The 18,030-nt window shown below is 73.4% G+C and carries 14 protein-coding genes; 9 read left to right on the forward strand and 5 right to left on the reverse strand.

Annotation, left to right across the window (positions count from 1 at the left end; genetic code table 11):
* Nucleotide 1: 1 nt before the first annotated feature.
* A complete protein-coding gene (locus tag ACZ4TO_RS03035; protein ID WP_382779738.1) occupies nt 2-538 on the reverse strand; it encodes an SRPBCC family protein in 537 nt (178 codons plus the stop codon).
* Nucleotides 539-754: 216 nt separating this feature from the next.
* Here ACZ4TO_RS03035 and ACZ4TO_RS03040 point away from each other — a divergent pair, with 216 nt between their 5' ends.
* Nucleotides 755-2,257 (forward strand): MFS transporter, encoded by a 1,503-nt coding sequence (locus tag ACZ4TO_RS03040; protein WP_382779735.1) that lies wholly within the window; start codon nt 755-757, stop codon nt 2,255-2,257.
* A 21-nt stretch (nt 2,258-2,278) separates the two neighbouring features.
* Here ACZ4TO_RS03040 and ACZ4TO_RS03045 read toward each other — a convergent pair whose 3' ends face one another.
* On the reverse strand, nt 2,279-3,844 hold the full coding sequence (locus ACZ4TO_RS03045) for a bifunctional phosphatase PAP2/diacylglycerol kinase family protein (RefSeq protein WP_468023241.1): 1,566 nt from the start codon (nt 3,842-3,844) through the stop codon (nt 2,279-2,281).
* Nucleotides 3,845-4,176: 332 nt separating this feature from the next.
* Nucleotides 4,177-4,599, reverse strand: a complete 423-nt coding sequence (locus ACZ4TO_RS03050; protein ID WP_382779730.1) for a protease inhibitor — start codon at nt 4,597-4,599, stop codon at nt 4,177-4,179.
* Between the two features lie 341 nt (nt 4,600-4,940).
* On the opposite strand from ACZ4TO_RS03050, the gene ACZ4TO_RS03055 reads away from it, so the two are divergent.
* On the forward strand, nt 4,941-5,492 hold the full coding sequence (locus ACZ4TO_RS03055) for a hypothetical protein (protein ID WP_382779728.1): 552 nt from the start codon (nt 4,941-4,943) through the stop codon (nt 5,490-5,492).
* 19 nt (nt 5,493-5,511) lie between these two features.
* Here the strand turns inward: ACZ4TO_RS03055 and ACZ4TO_RS03060 are convergent, their stop codons facing one another.
* The gene (locus ACZ4TO_RS03060) at nt 5,512-6,723 is read right to left on the reverse strand and encodes a PucR family transcriptional regulator (protein ID WP_468023242.1); all 1,212 of its coding nucleotides are present in this window, start codon (nt 6,721-6,723) and stop codon (nt 5,512-5,514) included.
* 113 nt (nt 6,724-6,836) lie between these two features.
* On the opposite strand from ACZ4TO_RS03060, the gene ACZ4TO_RS03065 reads away from it, so the two are divergent.
* The gene (locus ACZ4TO_RS03065; RefSeq protein ID WP_468023243.1) at nt 6,837-8,006 is read left to right on the forward strand and encodes a lactate 2-monooxygenase; all 1,170 of its coding nucleotides are present in this window, start codon (nt 6,837-6,839) and stop codon (nt 8,004-8,006) included.
* Complete coding sequence (locus ACZ4TO_RS03070; RefSeq protein ID WP_468023244.1) at nt 8,003-8,977, forward strand: 2-hydroxyacid dehydrogenase; 975 nt, start codon at nt 8,003-8,005, stop codon at nt 8,975-8,977. Before ACZ4TO_RS03065 ends, ACZ4TO_RS03070 begins: the two co-directional genes overlap by 4 nt.
* Nucleotides 8,978-9,004: 27 nt before the next feature.
* Here ACZ4TO_RS03070 and ACZ4TO_RS03075 read toward each other — a convergent pair whose 3' ends face one another.
* Entirely contained in the window at nt 9,005-11,050 is a 2,046-nt protein-coding gene (locus ACZ4TO_RS03075; protein WP_468023245.1) for an RICIN domain-containing protein, read from the reverse strand.
* 550 nt (nt 11,051-11,600) lie between these two features.
* Here ACZ4TO_RS03075 and ACZ4TO_RS03080 point away from each other — a divergent pair.
* The 5 genes from ACZ4TO_RS03080 to ACZ4TO_RS03100 all read left to right on the forward strand — a co-directional run bounded on the left by ACZ4TO_RS03080 (nt 11,601) and on the right by ACZ4TO_RS03100 (nt 18,028).
* On the forward strand, nt 11,601-13,976 hold the full coding sequence (locus ACZ4TO_RS03080; protein WP_382779713.1) for a SpoIIE family protein phosphatase: 2,376 nt from the start codon (nt 11,601-11,603) through the stop codon (nt 13,974-13,976).
* Nucleotides 13,977-14,153: 177 nt separating this feature from the next.
* Nucleotides 14,154-15,422, forward strand: coding sequence for an arsenic transporter (locus tag ACZ4TO_RS03085; RefSeq protein ID WP_382780816.1), 1,269 nt, complete (start codon nt 14,154-14,156; stop codon nt 15,420-15,422).
* Between the two features lie 5 nt (nt 15,423-15,427).
* Entirely contained in the window at nt 15,428-15,988 is a 561-nt protein-coding gene (locus ACZ4TO_RS03090; RefSeq protein WP_468023246.1) for a universal stress protein, read from the forward strand.
* Nucleotides 15,989-16,125: 137 nt separating this feature from the next.
* The gene (locus tag ACZ4TO_RS03095; protein WP_468023247.1) at nt 16,126-16,959 is read left to right on the forward strand and encodes a phytanoyl-CoA dioxygenase family protein; all 834 of its coding nucleotides are present in this window, start codon (nt 16,126-16,128) and stop codon (nt 16,957-16,959) included.
* A gap of 211 nt (nt 16,960-17,170) precedes the next feature.
* Nucleotides 17,171-18,028: an endo alpha-1,4 polygalactosaminidase gene (locus ACZ4TO_RS03100; protein WP_382779703.1), complete on the forward strand. Its 858-nt coding sequence runs from the start codon at nt 17,171-17,173 to the stop codon at nt 18,026-18,028.
* Nucleotides 18,029-18,030: the final 2 nt, after the last annotated feature.

Genomic DNA, 18,030 nt, shown 5'->3' on the forward strand with positions numbered 1-18,030 from the left:
GTCAGTCCACGCCCGGCACCGGCGCGCCCGAGGGGACACCCGCCGCGACGTAGTCCTCGTAGATCTCCTTCCAGGCCGGGATCCCGCCGGCGCGCGGGCCCTCCGTCGGTTCACCGCGCACCGCCCGGTCGAGGGCGGCGAGGCACACCTCCCAGCCGGCGCCGTTGCGGGCGGCCGTGTTCCGCTCGGCGAGCACGTCGGTGAGGGTGAAGCGGGTGCGCCCGCCGTCGAGGACTTCGAGGTCGAAGCGCAGTTCGTCGCCGCCCCACTCGAAGGAGAGGCGGCGGGGCGGGTCGACGGCGAGGACCCGCCCGGTCGACCCGGGCATGTGCGGATCACCGCTGAAGGTGATCGTGCCGCCGGGGCGCAGCTCCATCTCGGCGCGGGAGGGGAACCACGCGACCAGTTCGTCCGGGTCGGTCAGGAACCGCCAGAGACGGTCGGCGGGGTGGTCGTGGACGCGGCTGAAGCGGACGGCGGGGCGGCCGTCGTCCAGGGTGAGATACGTCCCGGTACCTGCGGTGACTTCGGCGGACATGGTGTCCTCGGTCCTTCGGTGAGGGTGTCCCTCGTGCGGAGGGCGTCCAGGCTCTCGTTCCCCAATCTAGGACGCGGGTGGGACGCACGTCACACCCGGCCAGCTATCGAAACGTTGCCGTTTCGCTCGATCGGGGTTTATGGTCGGAGAGTCGATGTGTACGAAACCGTTTCGTTTACGTGCACACAAGAGCGTCTTCCCTGGAGTGCTTCTGCCATGTCCCAGACCCTGACCAAAGGCACCGGCGCGGGTGCCGCGGACGCACCGTCCGCGCCCTCGTCGAAGCGGCGCTGGTGGATCCTCTCGATCATCGGCATCGCCCAGCTCATGGTGGTCCTCGACGCCACCATCGTGAACATCGCCCTGCCCTCCGCCCAGGCGGACCTCGGATTCTCCGACGGCAACCGGCAGTGGATCGTCACCGCGTACTCCCTGGCCTTCGCCTCCCTGCTGCTGCTCGGCGGCCGCATCGCGGACCTCTTCGGCCGCAAGCCCGCCTTCCTGATCGGGGTCGCCGGATTCGCCGCCGCCTCGGTCCTGGGCGGCGTCTCGACCAGCTTCGGGATGCTGGTCACCGCGCGCGCCCTCCAGGGCGTGTTCGGCGCCCTCCTCGCACCGGCCGCCCTCTCACTGCTGAACACGACGTTCACCGACGCCAAGGAGCGCGCCAAGGCGTTCAGCGTGTACGGCGCCATCGCCGGCGCCGGCGGCGCGGTGGGCCTGCTGCTCGGCGGTCTCCTGACCGACGCGCTCGACTGGCGCTGGACGCTGTTCGTCAACCTTCTCTTCGCGGTCGTCGCCTTCGCGGGCGGCTGGGTCCTGCTGAGCGGCCACCGGGACGCGGCGGACTCCAAGCTGGACCTGCCCGGCACCCTGCTGGTCTCCACCGGTCTCTTCTCCCTGGTCTACGGCTTCTCCAACGCCGAGACGCACGACTGGAGCTCGCCCGCCACCTGGGGCTTCCTCGCCGCGGGCGGTGTCCTGCTGGCCGTGTTCGCCTGGTGGCAGACCCGCGCCGCGCACCCGCTGCTGCCGATGCGCGTCCTGCTCGACCGCAACCGGGCCGCCTCGTTCCTCGCGGTGCTGATCACCGGCGCGGGCATGTTCGGCGTCTTCCTCTTCCTGACCTACTACCTCCAGCTCAACCTCGGCTTCAGCCCCACCAAGACGGGTGTGGCGTTCCTGCCGATGATGGCGGCCCTGATGGTCATGGCCCAGGTCTCCACCACGGTCCTGGTCCCCCGGATCGGGCCGAAGGCCGTCATCCCCGCGGGCTTCGCGGTCGCCGCGCTCGGCATGGCCTGGCTGACCGGCATCGGCATCGGCTCGTCCTTCTCCACCGACGTCCTGCCCCAACTGCTGCTGATCGGCGCGGGCCTCGGCATGGTGATGCCGCCCGCCATGTCGCTGGCCACCAGCGGGATCGCCCCCGAGGACGCGGGTGTCGCCTCCGCGACCGTCAACACCATGCAGCAGGTGGGCGGTTCGATCGGCACCGCGCTGCTGAACACGCTCGCCGCGAGCGCCGCGACCAGCTACCTCGCGGGCAAGGACGCGACGGACAAACTGGTCCAGGCCCAGTCGACGATCGAGAGCTACACCACCGCCTTCTGGTGGTCGGCCGGCTTCTTCGCCGCCGGAGCGCTCCTCGCGCTCGTGCTCTACCGCCGGGGCACCCCGGCCCAGGACCCGGACGCCGCACCGGTCGTCCACATGTGACCGGGCGACGCCCGATCACCGTCAGGCCGAGGGGCCGCCGTCCGCAGGGAGACGGCGGCCCCTCCCCCGTCCCCGGCCGGCGGCCGCACGCGCCTCCGGGACCGGCTCGGTCCTCCCCCGGACGGGCCGGTACACGACCAGCGCCCGGTACTCCTTCTCCAGCCTCAGTCCCGGTGCTCCGGAGCGCGGTTCACCGTCGAACGCGAGGGTCTCCGCGCCCGCGATGCCGTCCAGCTCCACCCACGGGACCCGCTCGGCCTCGTAGACCCGCGAATGCTCCAGGGTCCCGAGGACCGCGGCGGCGACGGCACGCGTGCGGGCGAGGCGGTGGTCCGCGTCGACCAGGCGCACGTCGAGCAGATCGTCGTCCAGGCGCGGCCGGAACGCGGGGGCCAGCCCCTCCGGTACGTAGCGGCCGTTGCCCGCGAGGAGCAGCCACAGCCTGCGGGGGCGGCCGTTGACGTTCACCTCGACGGGGCGGGCGGCGCCGAGCAACCGGAGCAGGGCGAAGGCCGTCGCGGGCGCGGCGGGCCGGTGCCGCTCCGACTCCGCCCGCAGCCGCACGAGTTCGGGATACGGGCCGATGCTGAACTCGTTCAGGAACCAGGTGTCCTCCCCCGCCCCCGAACGGGCCACGCCGACGTCCACCGAGACCGCCTCGCCCCGGACGACCGCCAGCGCGGTGTCCTCGGCGTCGGGCACGCCCACGTCCAGCGCGAAACGGTCGGCGGCGCCGGCGGGGAACACGGCGAGCGCCAGCCCCCGTTCGGCCGCCGCGCGGGCGGCCGTCCCCGCTCTGGCGTCGCTCCCGCAGACACCGAGCGCGCCACCGGTCTGCGCCGCGCGGTCCGCCGCCGCGGTGAGCAGGTCCGCGAAGTCGTCCTCGGGGCCCGGCTCGATCACCTCGGCGTCGGGCAGCAGGGCGCGCAACCGCCGGGCGGCCGACCCCGGCGCCCCGGGCGCCGCGGTACCGGCCGGTTCGTCCACGACGACGACCAGCCCCTTGCCGAGCGGCAGCGCGGGCGCCCGCGCGGCGGGCCGCTCCCGCTCCGGCAGGACGGGGCGCGGCGGCCACCAGCGGCAGGTGAGGGCGGCCGCGCCCGCACCGATGGCCACACCGGCGAGGACGTCTCCCGGGTAGTGGACACCCACGTAGACACGCGAGAAGGCGACGGCGGCGGCCACGGGCGCGACCAGGAGGCCGTAGCGCGTGGACTCCAGGGCGACGGCGGTGGCGAAGGCCGCGGCGGAGGCGGAGTGGCCCGACGGGAAGGACGTGGTGTGCGGCTGACGGGCCAGGCGCCGGATCGCGGGGACTCCTTCCAGCACCGGGCGGGGGCGGCGGGCACTCCACTTCACCAGCGTGTTGACGGTGAACGAGGCCAGCGCCAGCGAGCCCAGTCCCCGCAGCGCCGCCCGGCGTCCGGACGGCCCGCCCACGAGGCCGAGACCGGCGGCCGTGCCGAGCCACAGACGGCCGTGGTTGGCCGCGTGGCTGAGCCGCCGCAGCGCCGGATCGGCTCCGGGCACCCGTGCGGTGGCCACCCGTGTGAACAGCCGCTGGTCCCAGTCGAGGAGTGCACCCATGCTCCACCGCTACTCCATGTCGGCCGCTCCGGCATCCCGGGTGACCCGGACCGGTGACGGACACGGTCCGTGCGGCGCACGGACGGCACCGGCGTGGTACGGCACGAGCCGGGGACGGCAGGCGGCCGGCGTCCGCCGCGGCACCCTCCAGGGGGCGCCCGCCCGCGTCGTGGACGCCGCGGCGTCACGCGGACATGCCGAAGGCCGGTCGACGGCCCCACTCCGTCTGACCGGCCCTCGGTGCGAAATCACATGGCGCTTCGTGACGGGTCCCGCACTCCCCAGCTACGGATCCCGGTCCATGTCCACGACGGCCACGCGATCCCGGTCTCTCAGAACGCGAAGACCGTCGTCCCGTAGGAGGTCTTCACGCACTCGTTGGCGAAGGTGCGCTCGTACGAGACGCGCTTGCCCTGCCAGACGCCTGCGACCGTGACGACCACGGGGTCGTACTGCCTGGTACAGAAGACGTCGTTCCGTGGGGCCAGCGCGTCGAGATCGCCCTTGACCGCCCGTAGTTCGGCACAGGCGTCCGGCGCGGCGGGATGGGTCCCGGAGGCCGTGGGGGCGCAGTTCAGAGTGACCGCGCGTTCCGGAGTCGCGGCGGCGGCGGTCTGGCCGTGGCCCGTGGTGAGCACCAGGGCGGAGGGGGCGTAGAGCCCCGAGGGGGCTGCTTGGGCGGACCCGAGGAGGGGGCCGCATACGGCGGTGGCCGTCAGGGTGAGAGTCGCTGCCCAACGCGCGGTGTTCGGCATTGTGTGCATCCTTCCGCTCGATCGAAATGCGAGACCGGCTCGGTGGTGCCGGTTCGGCGAGCGCGAGTCTGCCGAGAACGCACAGGAAACACACATCGACCCCACACGTTTCGGTAACTTTGAGTATTGAATCAGTGGCGTGAAGTCACAGAATTCGAACGCGTGAAGCCCGTAACTGAGCGCCCGCCGGTGACCACAGACGGTCGGCTGGCCGGAAAGACACGGCTCAGCAATAGGCCTGAAACATTCCGCTTGAACCGGCATGCCGCCTCGACTTCCGCTGTCAGCGGACTCCTCCGGCACCCCTTGCGTCCCGCTCACCAACGAGTAATGGTGATTACATGATTACATCGGAGCAACGCGAGAAGCTGCGCGGCTGGTTCGCCGGCCGCCTGCCCGACGATCTCTTCGAGAGCCTCACGGAGGTGACCGCCGACCGTGAGGAGATCACCGTCATCGGCCGCATCCCCGAGCCGAAGCTCGCCGTGGGCGCCTCGGACGCCGAGAAGGAGGCGGCACTCCGGGCCCGTGTCCAGGAGTTCCGCGAGCGCACCCGCGAGGAGCGCATGGAGGTGGCCGGCGAGGCCGAGCACCGCTTCCGCAAGAAGGTCTCCTGGGGCGTGGAGTGCGGCACCGAGCGCGCCCTGTTCACCCATGTCGCCGCGCCGGTCATGACCCGGCTGCGCCAGCCGGAGCGTCAGGTTCTGGACACGCTCGTCGCGGCCGGGGTCGCCCGCAGCCGCAGCGACGCCCTCGCCTGGTGCGTCCGCCTCGTGCAGCGGCACACCGACGACTGGCTGGGCGAACTGCGCGACTCGCTGGAGCATGTGCAGCGGGTCCGCGCCCAGGGCCCGGACACCGGGGCGGAGGACGATCCCGGCCACGAGGAATGACGGGGTCGATGACGGGGTCTCAGTCGCGGATCGTGCGGGCGATGTCCAGGGTGAGCCGGTGCCAGGGGTCGCGGGGGTCGCGCCCGGTCAGCTCGTGCACGCGGCGCAGGCGGTAGCGCAGGGACTGCGGATGCAGGTGCAGGACCCGCGCGGCGGCGTTCGCCGAGCCCGAGTCGACGTACGCCGTGAGGGCGTCCAGCAGGTGCCGCTGCCCCGGCTCGGTGAGCGGCCCGAGCACCAGCCGCGCGATGTGGTCCGGCGCGGACGCGGGGCGGCCGGCGAGCAGGGCGAGGACCTGCGCGTCGGCGTCGGTGAGCACCTGCCCCGACCGGTGGGCGTGGGCCGGGGCGGTGTCGAGCGCGTCGGCGGCGAGCCGGTGCGCGAGCGCGATCCGGTCCAGACCCTCGCCGGTGATGACGCAGCCGCGCCAGGACCGTTCGCCGAGGACGGCTCCCGCGCGGGCCGACGCCGCGAGCGGCAGCAGCAGGACGGCACGGGAGCCCCGTACCGTCGCCAGGGAGGTCACCTCGCCGCCGGAAGGGGCCAGCGCGTCCAGCAGGTCCGCCGCCGTTCCGTGCGCGGGGTCGAGGAGCTCCGCGGCCGTACCGTGCGCGGGATCCGGCCGGTCCGCGGCGGCCGGCTCGGCCACCAGCAGACAGCAGGGGTCCGGCAGGTGGACCGCCAGCCGGGCGGAGCGGTCGGCCAGCGCGCCCGCCGAGGCGTGCCGCCCGGCGATCAGGTCGTCGAGCAGCAGCCGGAGCGCCCGGGTCCGGTCGGCGGCCAGGTCCTCGCTGGTGGCCGCGTACGCGGTGGCCATCTCCTCGGAGAGGGTGTCGAGGCTGACGAGAAGCATGCGGGCCAGCGCGAACGCGTCGGCGGCGCCGAGGGCGGGAGCGCGGGCGGCGACCTCGTCCGTCAGGACGGTGCCCGCGACCCGGTAGGCGCGCAGCACCGCCTGCACCGGCCGCCCGTCCGCGGCGCGGGCCGAGGCGATGCCCCGGAAGCGCCGCAGATCGGCCGGTCCCAGGGTGCCGTCGGTGGCCCACAAATGGAGCAGCCGCTCCAGTCCCCAGGCCGCGATGGCCCGTACCTCGGGAAGCCGGCTGTCGTCGAGCGCCGCGTACACCGGGACCTGTTCGTGCACCGCCGCGACGATCGCCTCCACGACCCGCGGGTCGGCGATCATCTCCTGCCGGACGCGTTCACGGACCTCGGAGGGCTTGTTTGTCACAGTGTGATGATTCCAGCCGCACGTTGTGCGCACCACGGTGGACGGGACTTGTCACCCTCGCAAGGATCGACCCCGTACAGCGCGGTCTTGGGGACGAGAGGCGGGACGTACGGATGGCGAAGCACTGGGCCGACTTCCAGTACGAGATCTACCTGAACGGGATGACGGGCGCCGTACCGCGGCTGCCCACCGATCTGACACGGCTGGAGGAGCTGACCGAGCAGCGGCTCGGCCCCGGTCCGGTCGGCTACGTGGCGGGAAGCGCGGGGGACGGCAGCACGGCGCGCGCCAATCGCGCGGCCCTCGCCCGGCGCCGGATCGTGCCGCGTATGCTGCGGGACGTCCACGAACGCGACCTGTCCGTCGAGGTGTTGGGGCGGTCGCTGCCCGCGCCGCTCGCGCTCGCGCCGATCGGCGTGCTGTCCATCATGCATCCGGACGCGGAGTGCGCCGCGGCACGGGCCGCCGCCGCGCAGGGTGTCCCGTACATCCTGTCCTCCGCCTCCAGCACCCCGCTGGAGCAGGTCGCCGAGGCCATGCGTGACGGCGAGCGCTGGTTCCAGCTCTACTGGGCGAAGGACCGCGAGGTCACCCGCAGCTTCCTGGACCGGGCCAAGGCGGCCGGGTTCACGGCGCTGTTCGTCACGCTCGACACCCCGCTGCTGGCCTGGCGCCCGCGCGACCTCGACCAGGCGTACCTGCCGTTCCTGCACGGCGTGGGCACCGCCAACTACTTCTCCGACCCGGCGTTCCAGGCGGGTCTGGCGAAGCCGGTGCACGAGGACCCGAACGCGGCCGTGATGCACTTCGTGAGCATGTTCGCGGACCCCGGCAAGACCTGGCCGGACCTCGCCTTCCTGCGGGAGAACTGGGACGGGCCGATCGTCCTCAAGGGCATCCTGCACCCGGACGACGCCCGCAAGGCCGCCGAGGCCGGGATGGACGGCGTGGTGGTCTCCAACCACGGCGGCCGGCAGGTGGCGGGATCCGTCGCGGCCGCCGACGCGCTGCCCCGCGTGGCGGCCGCGGTGGGCGACCGGCTCACCGTGCTGTTCGACAGCGGCGTCCGCACCGGCGACGACGTCTTCAAGGCCCTCGCCCTCGGAGCGCGGGCGGTGCTCCTCGGACGTCCGTACGCGTACGGTCTCGGCCTCGACGGTCAGGCGGGCGTCGAACACGTCGTGCGCTGTCTGCTGGCCGAGTTCGATCTGACCCTCGCCCTGTCCGGACACGCGAGTCCGGCCTCGCTCGGCCCCGACGACCTCATCGAGGAGACCGCATGACCGTCACGAAGAACGTGCTCGCCGTCGTCTCTCCGCACGTGGGCGGCCGTACCGCCGGGGCGGCGCTCGCCACCCTCTTTCCGGGACAGGCCCGCGTCACCGTCGTGGAGGCCACGGACGAGGACCCCGCCGCGCTGCGCGAGGCGCATGTCGTCGTCACCGGCCTGGGACCGGTGACGGCCGAACACATCGCCGCCGCACCGGACCTGGAGCTGATCCAGTGCGCGAGCCACGGCTTCGACTACGTCGACCTGGACGCGGCCCGCGACCGGGGCGTGCCCGTGTGCAACATCGGATCCAGCGGGGCCGAGAAGCAGAACGTGGCCGAGCAGACCTTCGCCCTCATGCTCGCCCTGGCCAAGCAACTGGTGCCCGCCCACACGGCGTTGACCGAGGCCGACTGGGCGCTGCCCCGGCTGCAGCAGTCGATCACGGAGCTGTCCGGCAAGACGCTCGGCATCGTGGGACTCGGCCACATCGGCGAGGAGGTCGCGCGACGCGCGGTCGCGTTCGACATGGGCATCGTGTACGCCGGTCCCACGCGCGCGTCCGCCGAGACGGAGGACCGGCTCGGCGCCCGCCACGTCGAACTGGAGGAGCTGCTGCGCGTCTCGGACTACGTGAGCCTGCACGCGCCGCTGACCGAGGCGACGCGTCATCTCCTGAACGCCGAACGGCTCGCGCTGCTCAAGCCGACCGCGTTCGTCGTGAACACCTCGCGGGGCGCCCTGATCGACCAGGACGCCCTCGCCGACGCGCTGCACGCGGGCGCCCTCGCCGGCGCGGGACTCGACGTCTTCGACCCCGAACCGCCCACCCCGGCCCTGCGGTTGCTCAAGGCCCCGAACGTCGTCCTCTCCCCGCACGTCGCCGGCGTCACCCGCGAGACGCTCGTACGCATAGCCCTGGCCGCGGTCCAGAACGCCGCGGACTTCATAGCGGGCAAGCCGCCCCTGGACGTCGTCTCGTAACCGGCGGTGACGGACCCGGCGCCCGGGCTACGGGCGTTCGGTCCGCCAGTGCTGGATGTCGGAGTAGTCGCGGACCTTGACCACGATGTCGGCGCCGGGGTCCGTGGACGTGGGTGCGACGGCCAGGCCGTCGCGCCCGCGGGACAGCAACTCGCCCTCGTCGGTGAGGTCGTAGCGCAGGTCCTCGCGCCGCTCCGCGTCCTCGACGGCACAGCCGCCGAGCACGAGCACTCCGTCGTCGGCCTGCGCGTCCAGGCACAGCCCGGGACTGGCAACGCTGCGCAGGAATCCCTCCCTCTCGTACACCCACTGCTGGGTCCAGGCGGAGGAGCACACGTCCAGCGTGGCCTCGGCGCCCTCCACGGCCTTGGCGTCGCGTATGTCGAGGCACAGGTCGGCGTCCACGTTGCGCAGCCGGGTCCGGTCCCCCTTCGCGGCCGCGGTGGACGGCGTGGACATCACGGGCGGGACCTGGGTTCCCTGGGTCGGCGACAGGGTCCGGCTGCTGCTGGCCCCGATGGCGGCGGCGGAGTCGGTGCCGCCCTCCTCGTTCGGCCACAGGCTCACCGCGAGGACCGTCGCCACGAGTGCGGCCGAGAGTCCGGCGCCGGTGACCAGGACCTGCTGGGAACCCTCCGCCGACTTGGCGGCCCGGCGTCCCGTCGACGCGAACGGGGGCTGCGCGCGCCGGCGTCCGCCGGATCGCCTGCCGCCTCCCGGGCTCGCGCCGGCTGCGAGGCGTCCTTCGGCGCCGAGGTCCGCGCCCGAAACCGGGCCCAGGCCCGAGCCCGTACCCGGGCCGGAGGTCGAACCCGAGCCCGAGCCCGACCCCAGGCCCGCACCTGAGCCCGCGCCCGAACGTCCCTCGGCTTCGACGCCTCCGCCCACACTGGAGAAGTCCTCGCCGCCGAAGCCTCCGTCGCCGAAGGCCCCCTCGGCACCGATGCCTCCGTGGCCGAAGGCCTTCTCGCCACCGAAGCCTCCGCCGCCGAAGGCCCCCTCGGCACCGGGTCCCGCGGCCATGCCGAAGCGCTCCTCGGCGCCGGGGCGTCCGCGGACCGCCGGGGACTCGGCGTTCTCCGCGCGTAGGTCGTCCCCGGAAGCCGCGCCGGCCTCCGCGGACCGCTCGCGGTTCGCGCGGCGTCCCTGGCCCGGGAGGCGGCCGCTCTTCGCGGGCGCCTCGCCGTCGCGCGACCGCCTGCCCCGGAACGGGGAGACGCTGCGCGGCAGCAGTCCCTGCCGTCCGCGCGACCGGCGCGAGTCGAAGTAGCGGCGGGCGCCCCAGCCCAGTACCGACTCGGCGATCAGCACTCCCAACCCGCCCTCGAAATGGCCGAGTTGTGCCGCCGCGTGGCGGCAGTAGGAGCACTCCGACAGATGCCGGCGCACATCCGGCAGCAGGGCCTCGCCACGCCGGATCGGCGCGTCGAGGAGCCGGTTGTGGAAACGGCATTCCCTCGTCGGGGCGAAATCCAGATGGGCCCGAAGACAGGCCTGGCGGAACTGCTCGCGGGCCTGTTCCCAGGCGGCCACCGCGATGGGCTCCTCCATGCCGAGAAGTCCGGCCGGCACGGACAGCGATTCGGCCTCCACCTCGGTGTGCCACAGCAGGCAGCGGGCGGCGCCCGGAAGGCCCAGGAAGGCGTGTTCGGCGAGCTTGCGGTTCTCGCCCGTCATGGACTTCGCCGCGCGCATCCCGCGGCCCCCCGCCGGTTTCCGCAAGGCCGGCAGGGCCTCGCACATCCGGTCGTCCGCGGCCCAGGTCCGTACGGTGTCCCGTACCGTCACGAGGAGTTCGGGCCGCAGCGCGAGCGCCTGCTCGCCCTCCGCGACACCGTCGAGGACGTGGCGGAAGGAAGCCTCGGTCACCAGAGAGGCGACCCGCGACGACGTGGCAAGGCAGATCACCGCGTAGTCGTACGCCGGCCGCCAGTGCCGGGCCGTCAGCAGGGCCACAGGGCGCGTGGTGTCGGCCTCCGCCCCGCCTCTGAGCACGGCGGCGAGTTCCTCGTCGGGCTCGCCGAAATATCCGCCCGGCGGACGGTCGGGCAGCGGCGGGTGGGGGGTGCGCACGGGAGCGGGTTCCTTCCGAGGTGCGATTGGCACACAGGACGTGCTGGCCCGTCGAAAAGGAATCCCGATTGGTGTGGACCTTTTGACGGAGCGCCGGGAGAACGGCCGGGGACGAAGGCCGTGCGGCGACCGTCGCCCAGGGAGCCTCTTGGGCTCGTCGACAGCCGGGAATGGCGAACAGCGATTCAGACCCGGCCCTTGACCAAGCGCGGGAGGCTCACCCTCGCACAACACACTCGTCACCAACAAGGCGCACGAGCGAGATCAGCCTTATTGAAATCACGTCAAAAGCGAACGTCGGCCCGGCCGTGCCGTGACGGCCCTCGCCGCCCGACGAGCGCCGTGCGAACCGTGCGCGCGCACCCCCGTCCACGCACGCTCCCTGCGCCTGGAACACCGCTGAACGCGCATCCGTGCGCAGGGCCGTTCCCCACGCACGGTTGTCCGGGCTCTCCGCGTTCGAGGGTGCGGACGACGCCCAGCCACTAGTCTGGAACCCGGACGACGCGCAGGTTCACTGTGAGTGTGCGTACAAGGGAAAGTGGCGACGATGAGCCCGGTCCACCCTCTCGACGAGGCCGCCACCGCACGGGCGGTCATCGACGGGAACGGCACCCTGATCCACTGGAGCGAGGGCGCCCGCCGGCTCCTCGGCCACAGCCCCGAGGAGGTCGAGGGCCGCCCGGCGGCGGATCTCCTGGCCCCAGGAACCCCGGGTTCCCTCCCGGGGTCGGCCGGCGACCGCCGGTACGGAGTGCTCTCCCTGCGCCACCGCGACGGCCGGACCCTGTCCGTGTGGCTGCTCGCCCACCGCCTGGAGCGGGACGGGGCCTGGCTCGTGGTCACGCCGCTGGAGGGCCGGGAGCCCCGCGCCCTGGAGGACCCGCTCGTGCGCGCGGTCCTCGCGCAGGCGCCCTGCGCCATGGCCGTCTACGACGAGCGGCTGCGGCTGTACGGCCTCAACGACGCGATGTCGGAGGTGACCGGCCTCCCCGAGGACCGCATCCGGGGCCTCAGGGTCTCCGAGATCGGCTCCCGGCGGAACGGCGAACTGCTCGAACGGGAGATGACCGAGGTCCTCGCGTCCGGCCGGGCCCGTGCCGTGGAGACGTACGCGCGCGGCGGCGGCGAGGAGCGGGCGCACCACTGGCTCGCGCGGATCGCCCCGCTCACCGACACCCACGGACGCGTCATCGGCGTGTGTGTCTCCGCGCACGACTTCACCGAGCAGTACCGCGCGCGCGAGCGGCTCCAGTTGGTGAACGAGGCGAGCGTGCGCATCGGCACCACCCTCGACGTCACCCGGACGGCCCAGGAGCTGGCCGACGTCTGCGTCCCCGCCCTCGCCGACTTCGTCAGCGTCGACCTGCTCGACCCGCCGGAGGACGGCGGCGAGTACGACATCGGGCCCCCGGCCGCCCCGGTCACGCTCCGCCGAGCGGCCCACCGGTCGGTGAACCCGGGCAGCCCGGAGGCGGTCCTCGAACCCGGCGACGTCGACGCCTATCCCGCGACCTCGCCGCAGGCCGACTCGCTGATCGCCGGCCGGCCCCTCGTCGCGCCGAACGCGACCGGCACCCTGGAGGAGTGGCTGAGCTGGGACGGACCGCGCGGCAGACATGTGCGGGAGTACGGCGTCCACGCCACGATGTCGGTGCCCGTCCGGGCCCGCGGCCGGACCCTCGGGGTCGTCGTCCTCAGCCGGTTCCGGCGGCCCGACCCCTTCACCGCCGACGACGTGCTGCTCGCCGAGGAGGTCACGGCCCGGGCCGCCGTCTGCATCGACAACGCCCGCCGCTTCTCGCGTGAGCGGCAGACCGCGCTGGCCCTCCAGCGCAGTCTCCTCCCCCAGTCACTCCCCCGCACGGCGGCCCTGGAAGCGGCTTCGCGCTATCTGCCCGCGGCGCGCGCCGGGGTCGGCGGCGACTGGTTCGACGTGATCCCGCTGTCCGGGATGCGGGTCGCCATGGTCGTCGGCGACGTCATCGGCAACGGCATCCAGGCCTCGGCGACGATGGGCCGGCTGCGCACCGCCGTCCGTACCCTCGCCGACATCGATCTGGCCCCGGACGAACTGCTCACCCACCTCGACGACCTCGTCGTACGGCTGTCCGTCGAGGCCGGGTCCGAGGGGACGACGGGAGAGGTGGGCGCCACCTGCGTGTACGCGGTGTACGACCCGGTCTCCCGGCGCTGCACGCTCGCCAGCGCGGGCCATCCGCCGCCCGTCGTCCTGCCGCCGGACGGGCCGCCCCGGCAGATCGACGTGGCGCCCGGTCCGGCGCTCGGCCTGGGCGGACTGCCCTTCGAGTCGGTCGAACTCGACCTGGCCGAGGGCACGGTGCTCGCGCTGTACACCGACGGACTGCTGGAGAGCCGCGACCGTGACGTCGAGGCCGGGCTCCGGCTGTTCTGCCGCGCCCTGCAGGAGTCGTCACGGGATCTGGAGGGGGCGGCCCACGCGATCCTCCAGGCGCTGCTTCCCGCCGGCGGCGCGCCGGACGACGTGGCGCTGCTGCTCGCCCGTACGCAGGGGCTCGCCCCGTCCAACGTGGCGACCTGGGACATCCCCGCCGACCCCGCCCTCGTCGCGCCGATCCGCAAGCAGGTCGCCGATCAACTGGAGCTCTGGGGCCTGACCGTGGCCACCTTCACGGCCGAGCTGGTGGTGAGCGAGCTGGTCACCAACGCCATCCGCTACGGCGAACCGCCCATCAGGCTGCGGCTCATCCACGACACCGAGATCCTCATCTGCGAGGTCTCGGACAGCAGTCACACCGCTCCGCATCTGCGCCGCGCGAAGACGTTCGACGAGGGCGGGCGCGGTCTGCTCCTCGTCGCCCAGCTCACCCAGCGCTGGGGCAGCCGGCACACGCCGGAGGGCAAGACCATCTGGGCGGAGCTGTCCCTCCTCGGCGAGGAGTGAGCGCGCGGGGGCCTCTGAGCCAGGGCGAAGAGGCGGGCGGCGACGCGAGGGGGGAGGGTGTTCACGGGCCCGCGCCGCCCCGTCTGATGTGATGGAGGCGCCGCCATCACCGCCCGGAGGAACACCATCCTGTACAGCCCGCTCGTCCAAGGCGTCCCCGGCGCGACCGGCACCGCCCTGGCCACCGCCCTCGCGAGCCCGGCCGCCGAGGCCCTGTCCGTCGTCCTGCTCGCGGCGGTCCTCGTGTGCGCGGTCGTCCGGCCGTTCAACTGGCCGGAGGCGGTCGTGGCCGTGCCGGCCGCCGGCCTGGTCCTGGCCACCGGGGCGATCTCCTGGGACCACGCCCGCGCGGAGGCCGCCCATCTGGGTCCGGTGATCGGGTTCCTGGCGGCGGTCCTCGTCCTGGCCAAGTACTGCGACGACGAAGGGCTCTTCCAGGCGTGCGGCGCCTGGATGGCCCGCTGGGCCGCAGGACAGCCGGGCCGGCTGCTCACCGCGGTGTTCGCGCTCGCCTCGGCGATCACCGCGGTCCTCAGCCTGGACGCCACCATCGTGCTGCTCACCCCCGTCGTCTTCGCGACGGCGGCACGGATGGGCGCGCGCCCGAAGCCGCACGTGTACGCGTGCACCCATCTGTCGAACACCGCCTCGCTGCTCCTGCCGGTCTCCAACCTCACCAACCTGCTGGCGTTCACCGCGAGCGGTCTGAGCTTCACCCGGTTCGCCGCGCTGATGGTGCTGCCCTGGCTGGTCGCGATCGGCGCCGAGTACGTGGTCTTCCGGCGCTTCTTCGCCCGTGACCTCGCGGCGGGTGCGGCCCCGCGGCGTGAGGAGGAGCCGCCGCAGGTGCCGCTGTTCGCCCTGATCACCGTGGGCTGCACGCTGGCCGGCTTCGTCCTCGCCTCGGCCGTCGGCATCGACCCGGCCTGGTCCGCCGCCGCGGGCGCGTTCGTCCTGGCCGGCCGGGCTCTCGTCCGCCGCCGCACCACCCCGCTGACCGTGGTGCGCGCGGCCGCGCCGTCCTTCCTCGCCTTCGTCCTCGCGCTCGGCATCGTCGTCCGCGCGGTCGTGGACAACGGGCTCGCCGACGCCCTCGACGACCTCCTCCCGAGCGGCGGTTCGCTGGCGGCGCTGCTCGGCATCGCCGCGATCGCCGCCGTCCTGGCCAACCTGATCAACAACCTGCCCGCGGTCCTCGTCCTGCTGCCGCTGGCCGCCGACTCGGGCGCGGGCGCGGTGCTGGCCGTCCTGCTCGGCGTCAACATCGGACCCAATCTGACGTACGCGGGTTCCCTCGCGACGCTGCTGTGGCGACGTATCGTGCATCAGCACGAACACGGCGTCGACCTCAAGGAGTTCACCCGGCTGGGCCTGATCGCCGTACCCGCGGCGCTGGTCCCCGCCGTCCTGGCGCTGTGGGTCTCGCTCCACGTCATCGGAGGCTGATGGGCATGCGGGTGGTCGTCTGGCTGGTCGAGGGAACCTGGCCCGCGTGCGTGGACGCCGTACGGACGCACGCTCCCGGGGCGACGGACGTGGTGCTGCTGCACGTCACGGACCAGGCGGTGCCCGGTCTCGCGCACGGCGCCTTCGCCGGGCTCCTCGGGCGCGGACGGTCAGAGCCCGATCCCGGCGACCTCCTGGAGACCCTGGGCACGGCCTCCGCTGCGGAGCTCCTCGACGCGGCGGCGGGGCGGCTCGGGGGCCCGGCGACCCGCGAGGAGCGCACCGGCCGGGTGGAGCGGGAGGTCGTCGCGGCGGCGGAGGGCGCCGGGCTGCTCGTCCTGGCCCGCGACGGCGACCGCAGCCGGCTGGGCCCGCACAGCCTGGGACCGGCCGGACGCTTCGTCGTCGACCACGCCCCCTGTCCGGTGCTGCTGGTGTGGCCCGAACCGGCACCGGACGTCACGACGCTGCCTCCCCCGCCCCCGCATCCGCCGCACCACCCGGACCATCCGCACCACCCCGAGCACCCGCCCCACCCCGAGCACCCGGGCGACCCGCGTCCCTGAGGACGCCCGTCCGGCGGACGCCCGGTCGTGTGGCGTGCCGCCGCGGGCCGATCCGCTCCCGCGGGGTGGGTGAGACCCCCGGACGGGGTAACCGCCCGGTGAGGGGCACGAGGGGCACGCCGAGAGGGGACGGTCGTATGGCGGTCACGGACAGGAGCGCGCTCGGCCCGTTCGAGGAGGACGGCTTCGTGGTGCTGCGCGGGCTGTTCGCCCCGGACGAGATCGACACGCTGTGCGCGGAGTTCGCGGCCCTGCACGAGGCCGGCCCGGTCCCCGGGTACTTCGAGCCCCGGGCCCCGAGGACCGGCGGCACGGAGTTCGGCGGTGTCGGGACCGGCGCGCCGGCCGACCCGCTGCACGCCTTCCCCCGCTTCATGCACCCGCACCGCGTCAACGCCCTCTCGCTGCGTCTGCTGCTCGACCCGCGGGTGCGGGACGTCCTCGAGGTCCTGCTGGGCGAAGAGGTGCTGGCCGCCCAGAGCATGTTCTACTTCAAGCCGCCCGGAGCCCGCGGTCAGGCGTTGCACCAGGACAACTTCTATCTGCGCGTCGAGCCCGGCACGTGTGTGGCCGCGTGGACCGCCTGTGATGTCATCGACCGTGGGAACGGCGGCCTGGAGGTCGTGCCGGGCACCCATCGGATGGACCTGTTCTGCCCGGACGAGGCGGACCCGGCGCTGTCCTTCGCCCGCGAGTACGTACCGCCGCCGGCCGGTCTGACCGCCGTGCCCGTCGACATGGATCCGGGGGACGTCCTGTTCTTCAACGGCAGCCTGGTCCACGGCTCCGGCCCCAACCTCAGCCGTGACCGCTTCCGCCGGTCCTTCATCGGCCACTACGTCGGCCGCTCCACCCGGCGCGTCGGCGGCTTCTACCGCACCCTGACGATGGACGGTGAGGCCGTGGCGCTGCCCGAGAGCGAGGGCGCGGGCCCGTGCGGGACGGACTGGACGGCGGCCGGTCCGCACTGAACGCGGGAGCACCCTACCGGCGGCGCCCTCCGCCGAGGCGGTCACTTGACGAAGTCGGGCATGCGCGATTTGATCCTCAGCGTGCCGTGGTGCGACCCGGCACGCAGAGGTGCGCCCAGCCGGTAACGGACCAGGTTCAAGTCCGGCCAAAGTCGCCAGGATCGCTCGAAGCGTCCGAGGCGGGGACGTACTCGCGATTGATGGAGCGGACATGCCCCCCGTCAAACGTGTTCTCCGCACCGGAGTTCTGGGCACGGCCACGACCCTGGCCGGCCTCCTCGTGCTCGCGGGCTGCGGCGCGGGCAAGGACACCAGCGCGTCACCGAAAGCGACTCCCCGCCCCGGGCGGACCGCGACCTCCGTACAACTCCCGCCGCTCCACGCGGGGTTCGACTACCAGATCGGCGGCGCCTACCCCCCGGCCGCCGACGTGCGCATCGTCAGCCGCGACCGCTCGTCCTCCCCGGCGCGCGGCCTCTACAACATCTGCTACGTCAACGCCTTCCAGGCCCAGCCCGAGGAACGCGGACAGTGGCCCGCCGACCTGCTGCTGCGCGACGCGGACGGCGAGGTCGTCGTCGACAAGGACTGGAACGAGGCACTGCTGGACATCCGGACGCCGGACAAACGGCGGAGGGTGGCCGAGCGGGTCGGCCGGTGGATCGACGACTGCGCCGACAAGGGGTTCGACGCGGTCGAGCCCGACAACTACGACAGCTACACCCGCTCGCGAAAGCTGCTGACGTCGGACGACGCCACCGCCTTCATCACCCTGCTCTCCCGGCGCGCGCACGCCCGGCATCTGGCGATCGGGCAGAAGAACACCGCGGAACTGGCGGGAGTCCGCTCGCGCACCGGGCTCGACTTCGCGGTGGCGGAGGAGTGCGGCGAGTACGACGAGTGCGGCACGTACGCGAAGGCCTTCCACGACCGGGTGGTGGTGATCGAGTACACCGACGGCGGTCTGCGCAAGGCCCGTGCGGCCTACGGCGGCCGGCTGAGCATCGTGCGCCGCGACGTGAAGGTCTCGACACCCGGCAGCGCGGACTACGTCCGCCGGACGCGCTGACG

Source organism: Streptomyces sp. NPDC028298 (genome assembly GCF_055565895.1).

What these genes read in the sequence shown, in the direction of transcription:
- ACZ4TO_RS03055 (WP_382779728.1), top strand. Translation starts at nt 4,941, where the DNA reads ATGATTACATCGGAGCAACGCGAGAAGCTGCGCGGCTGGTTCGCCGGC.
- ACZ4TO_RS03045 (WP_468023241.1), bottom strand. Translation starts at nt 3,844, where the DNA reads ATGGGTGCACTCCTCGACTGGGACCAGCGGCTGTTCACACGGGTGGCC.
- ACZ4TO_RS03100 (WP_382779703.1), top strand. Translation starts at nt 17,171, where the DNA reads ATGCCCCCCGTCAAACGTGTTCTCCGCACCGGAGTTCTGGGCACGGCC.
- ACZ4TO_RS03065 (WP_468023243.1), top strand. Translation starts at nt 6,837, where the DNA reads ATGGCGAAGCACTGGGCCGACTTCCAGTACGAGATCTACCTGAACGGG.
- ACZ4TO_RS03035 (WP_382779738.1), bottom strand. Translation starts at nt 538, where the DNA reads ATGTCCGCCGAAGTCACCGCAGGTACCGGGACGTATCTCACCCTGGAC.
- ACZ4TO_RS03040 (WP_382779735.1), top strand. Translation starts at nt 755, where the DNA reads ATGTCCCAGACCCTGACCAAAGGCACCGGCGCGGGTGCCGCGGACGCA.
- ACZ4TO_RS03070 (WP_468023244.1), top strand. Translation starts at nt 8,003, where the DNA reads ATGACCGTCACGAAGAACGTGCTCGCCGTCGTCTCTCCGCACGTGGGC.
- ACZ4TO_RS03095 (WP_468023247.1), top strand. Translation starts at nt 16,126, where the DNA reads ATGGCGGTCACGGACAGGAGCGCGCTCGGCCCGTTCGAGGAGGACGGC.
- ACZ4TO_RS03090 (WP_468023246.1), top strand. Translation starts at nt 15,428, where the DNA reads ATGCGGGTGGTCGTCTGGCTGGTCGAGGGAACCTGGCCCGCGTGCGTG.
- ACZ4TO_RS03080 (WP_382779713.1), top strand. Translation starts at nt 11,601, where the DNA reads ATGAGCCCGGTCCACCCTCTCGACGAGGCCGCCACCGCACGGGCGGTC.
- ACZ4TO_RS03050 (WP_382779730.1), bottom strand. Translation starts at nt 4,599, where the DNA reads ATGCCGAACACCGCGCGTTGGGCAGCGACTCTCACCCTGACGGCCACC.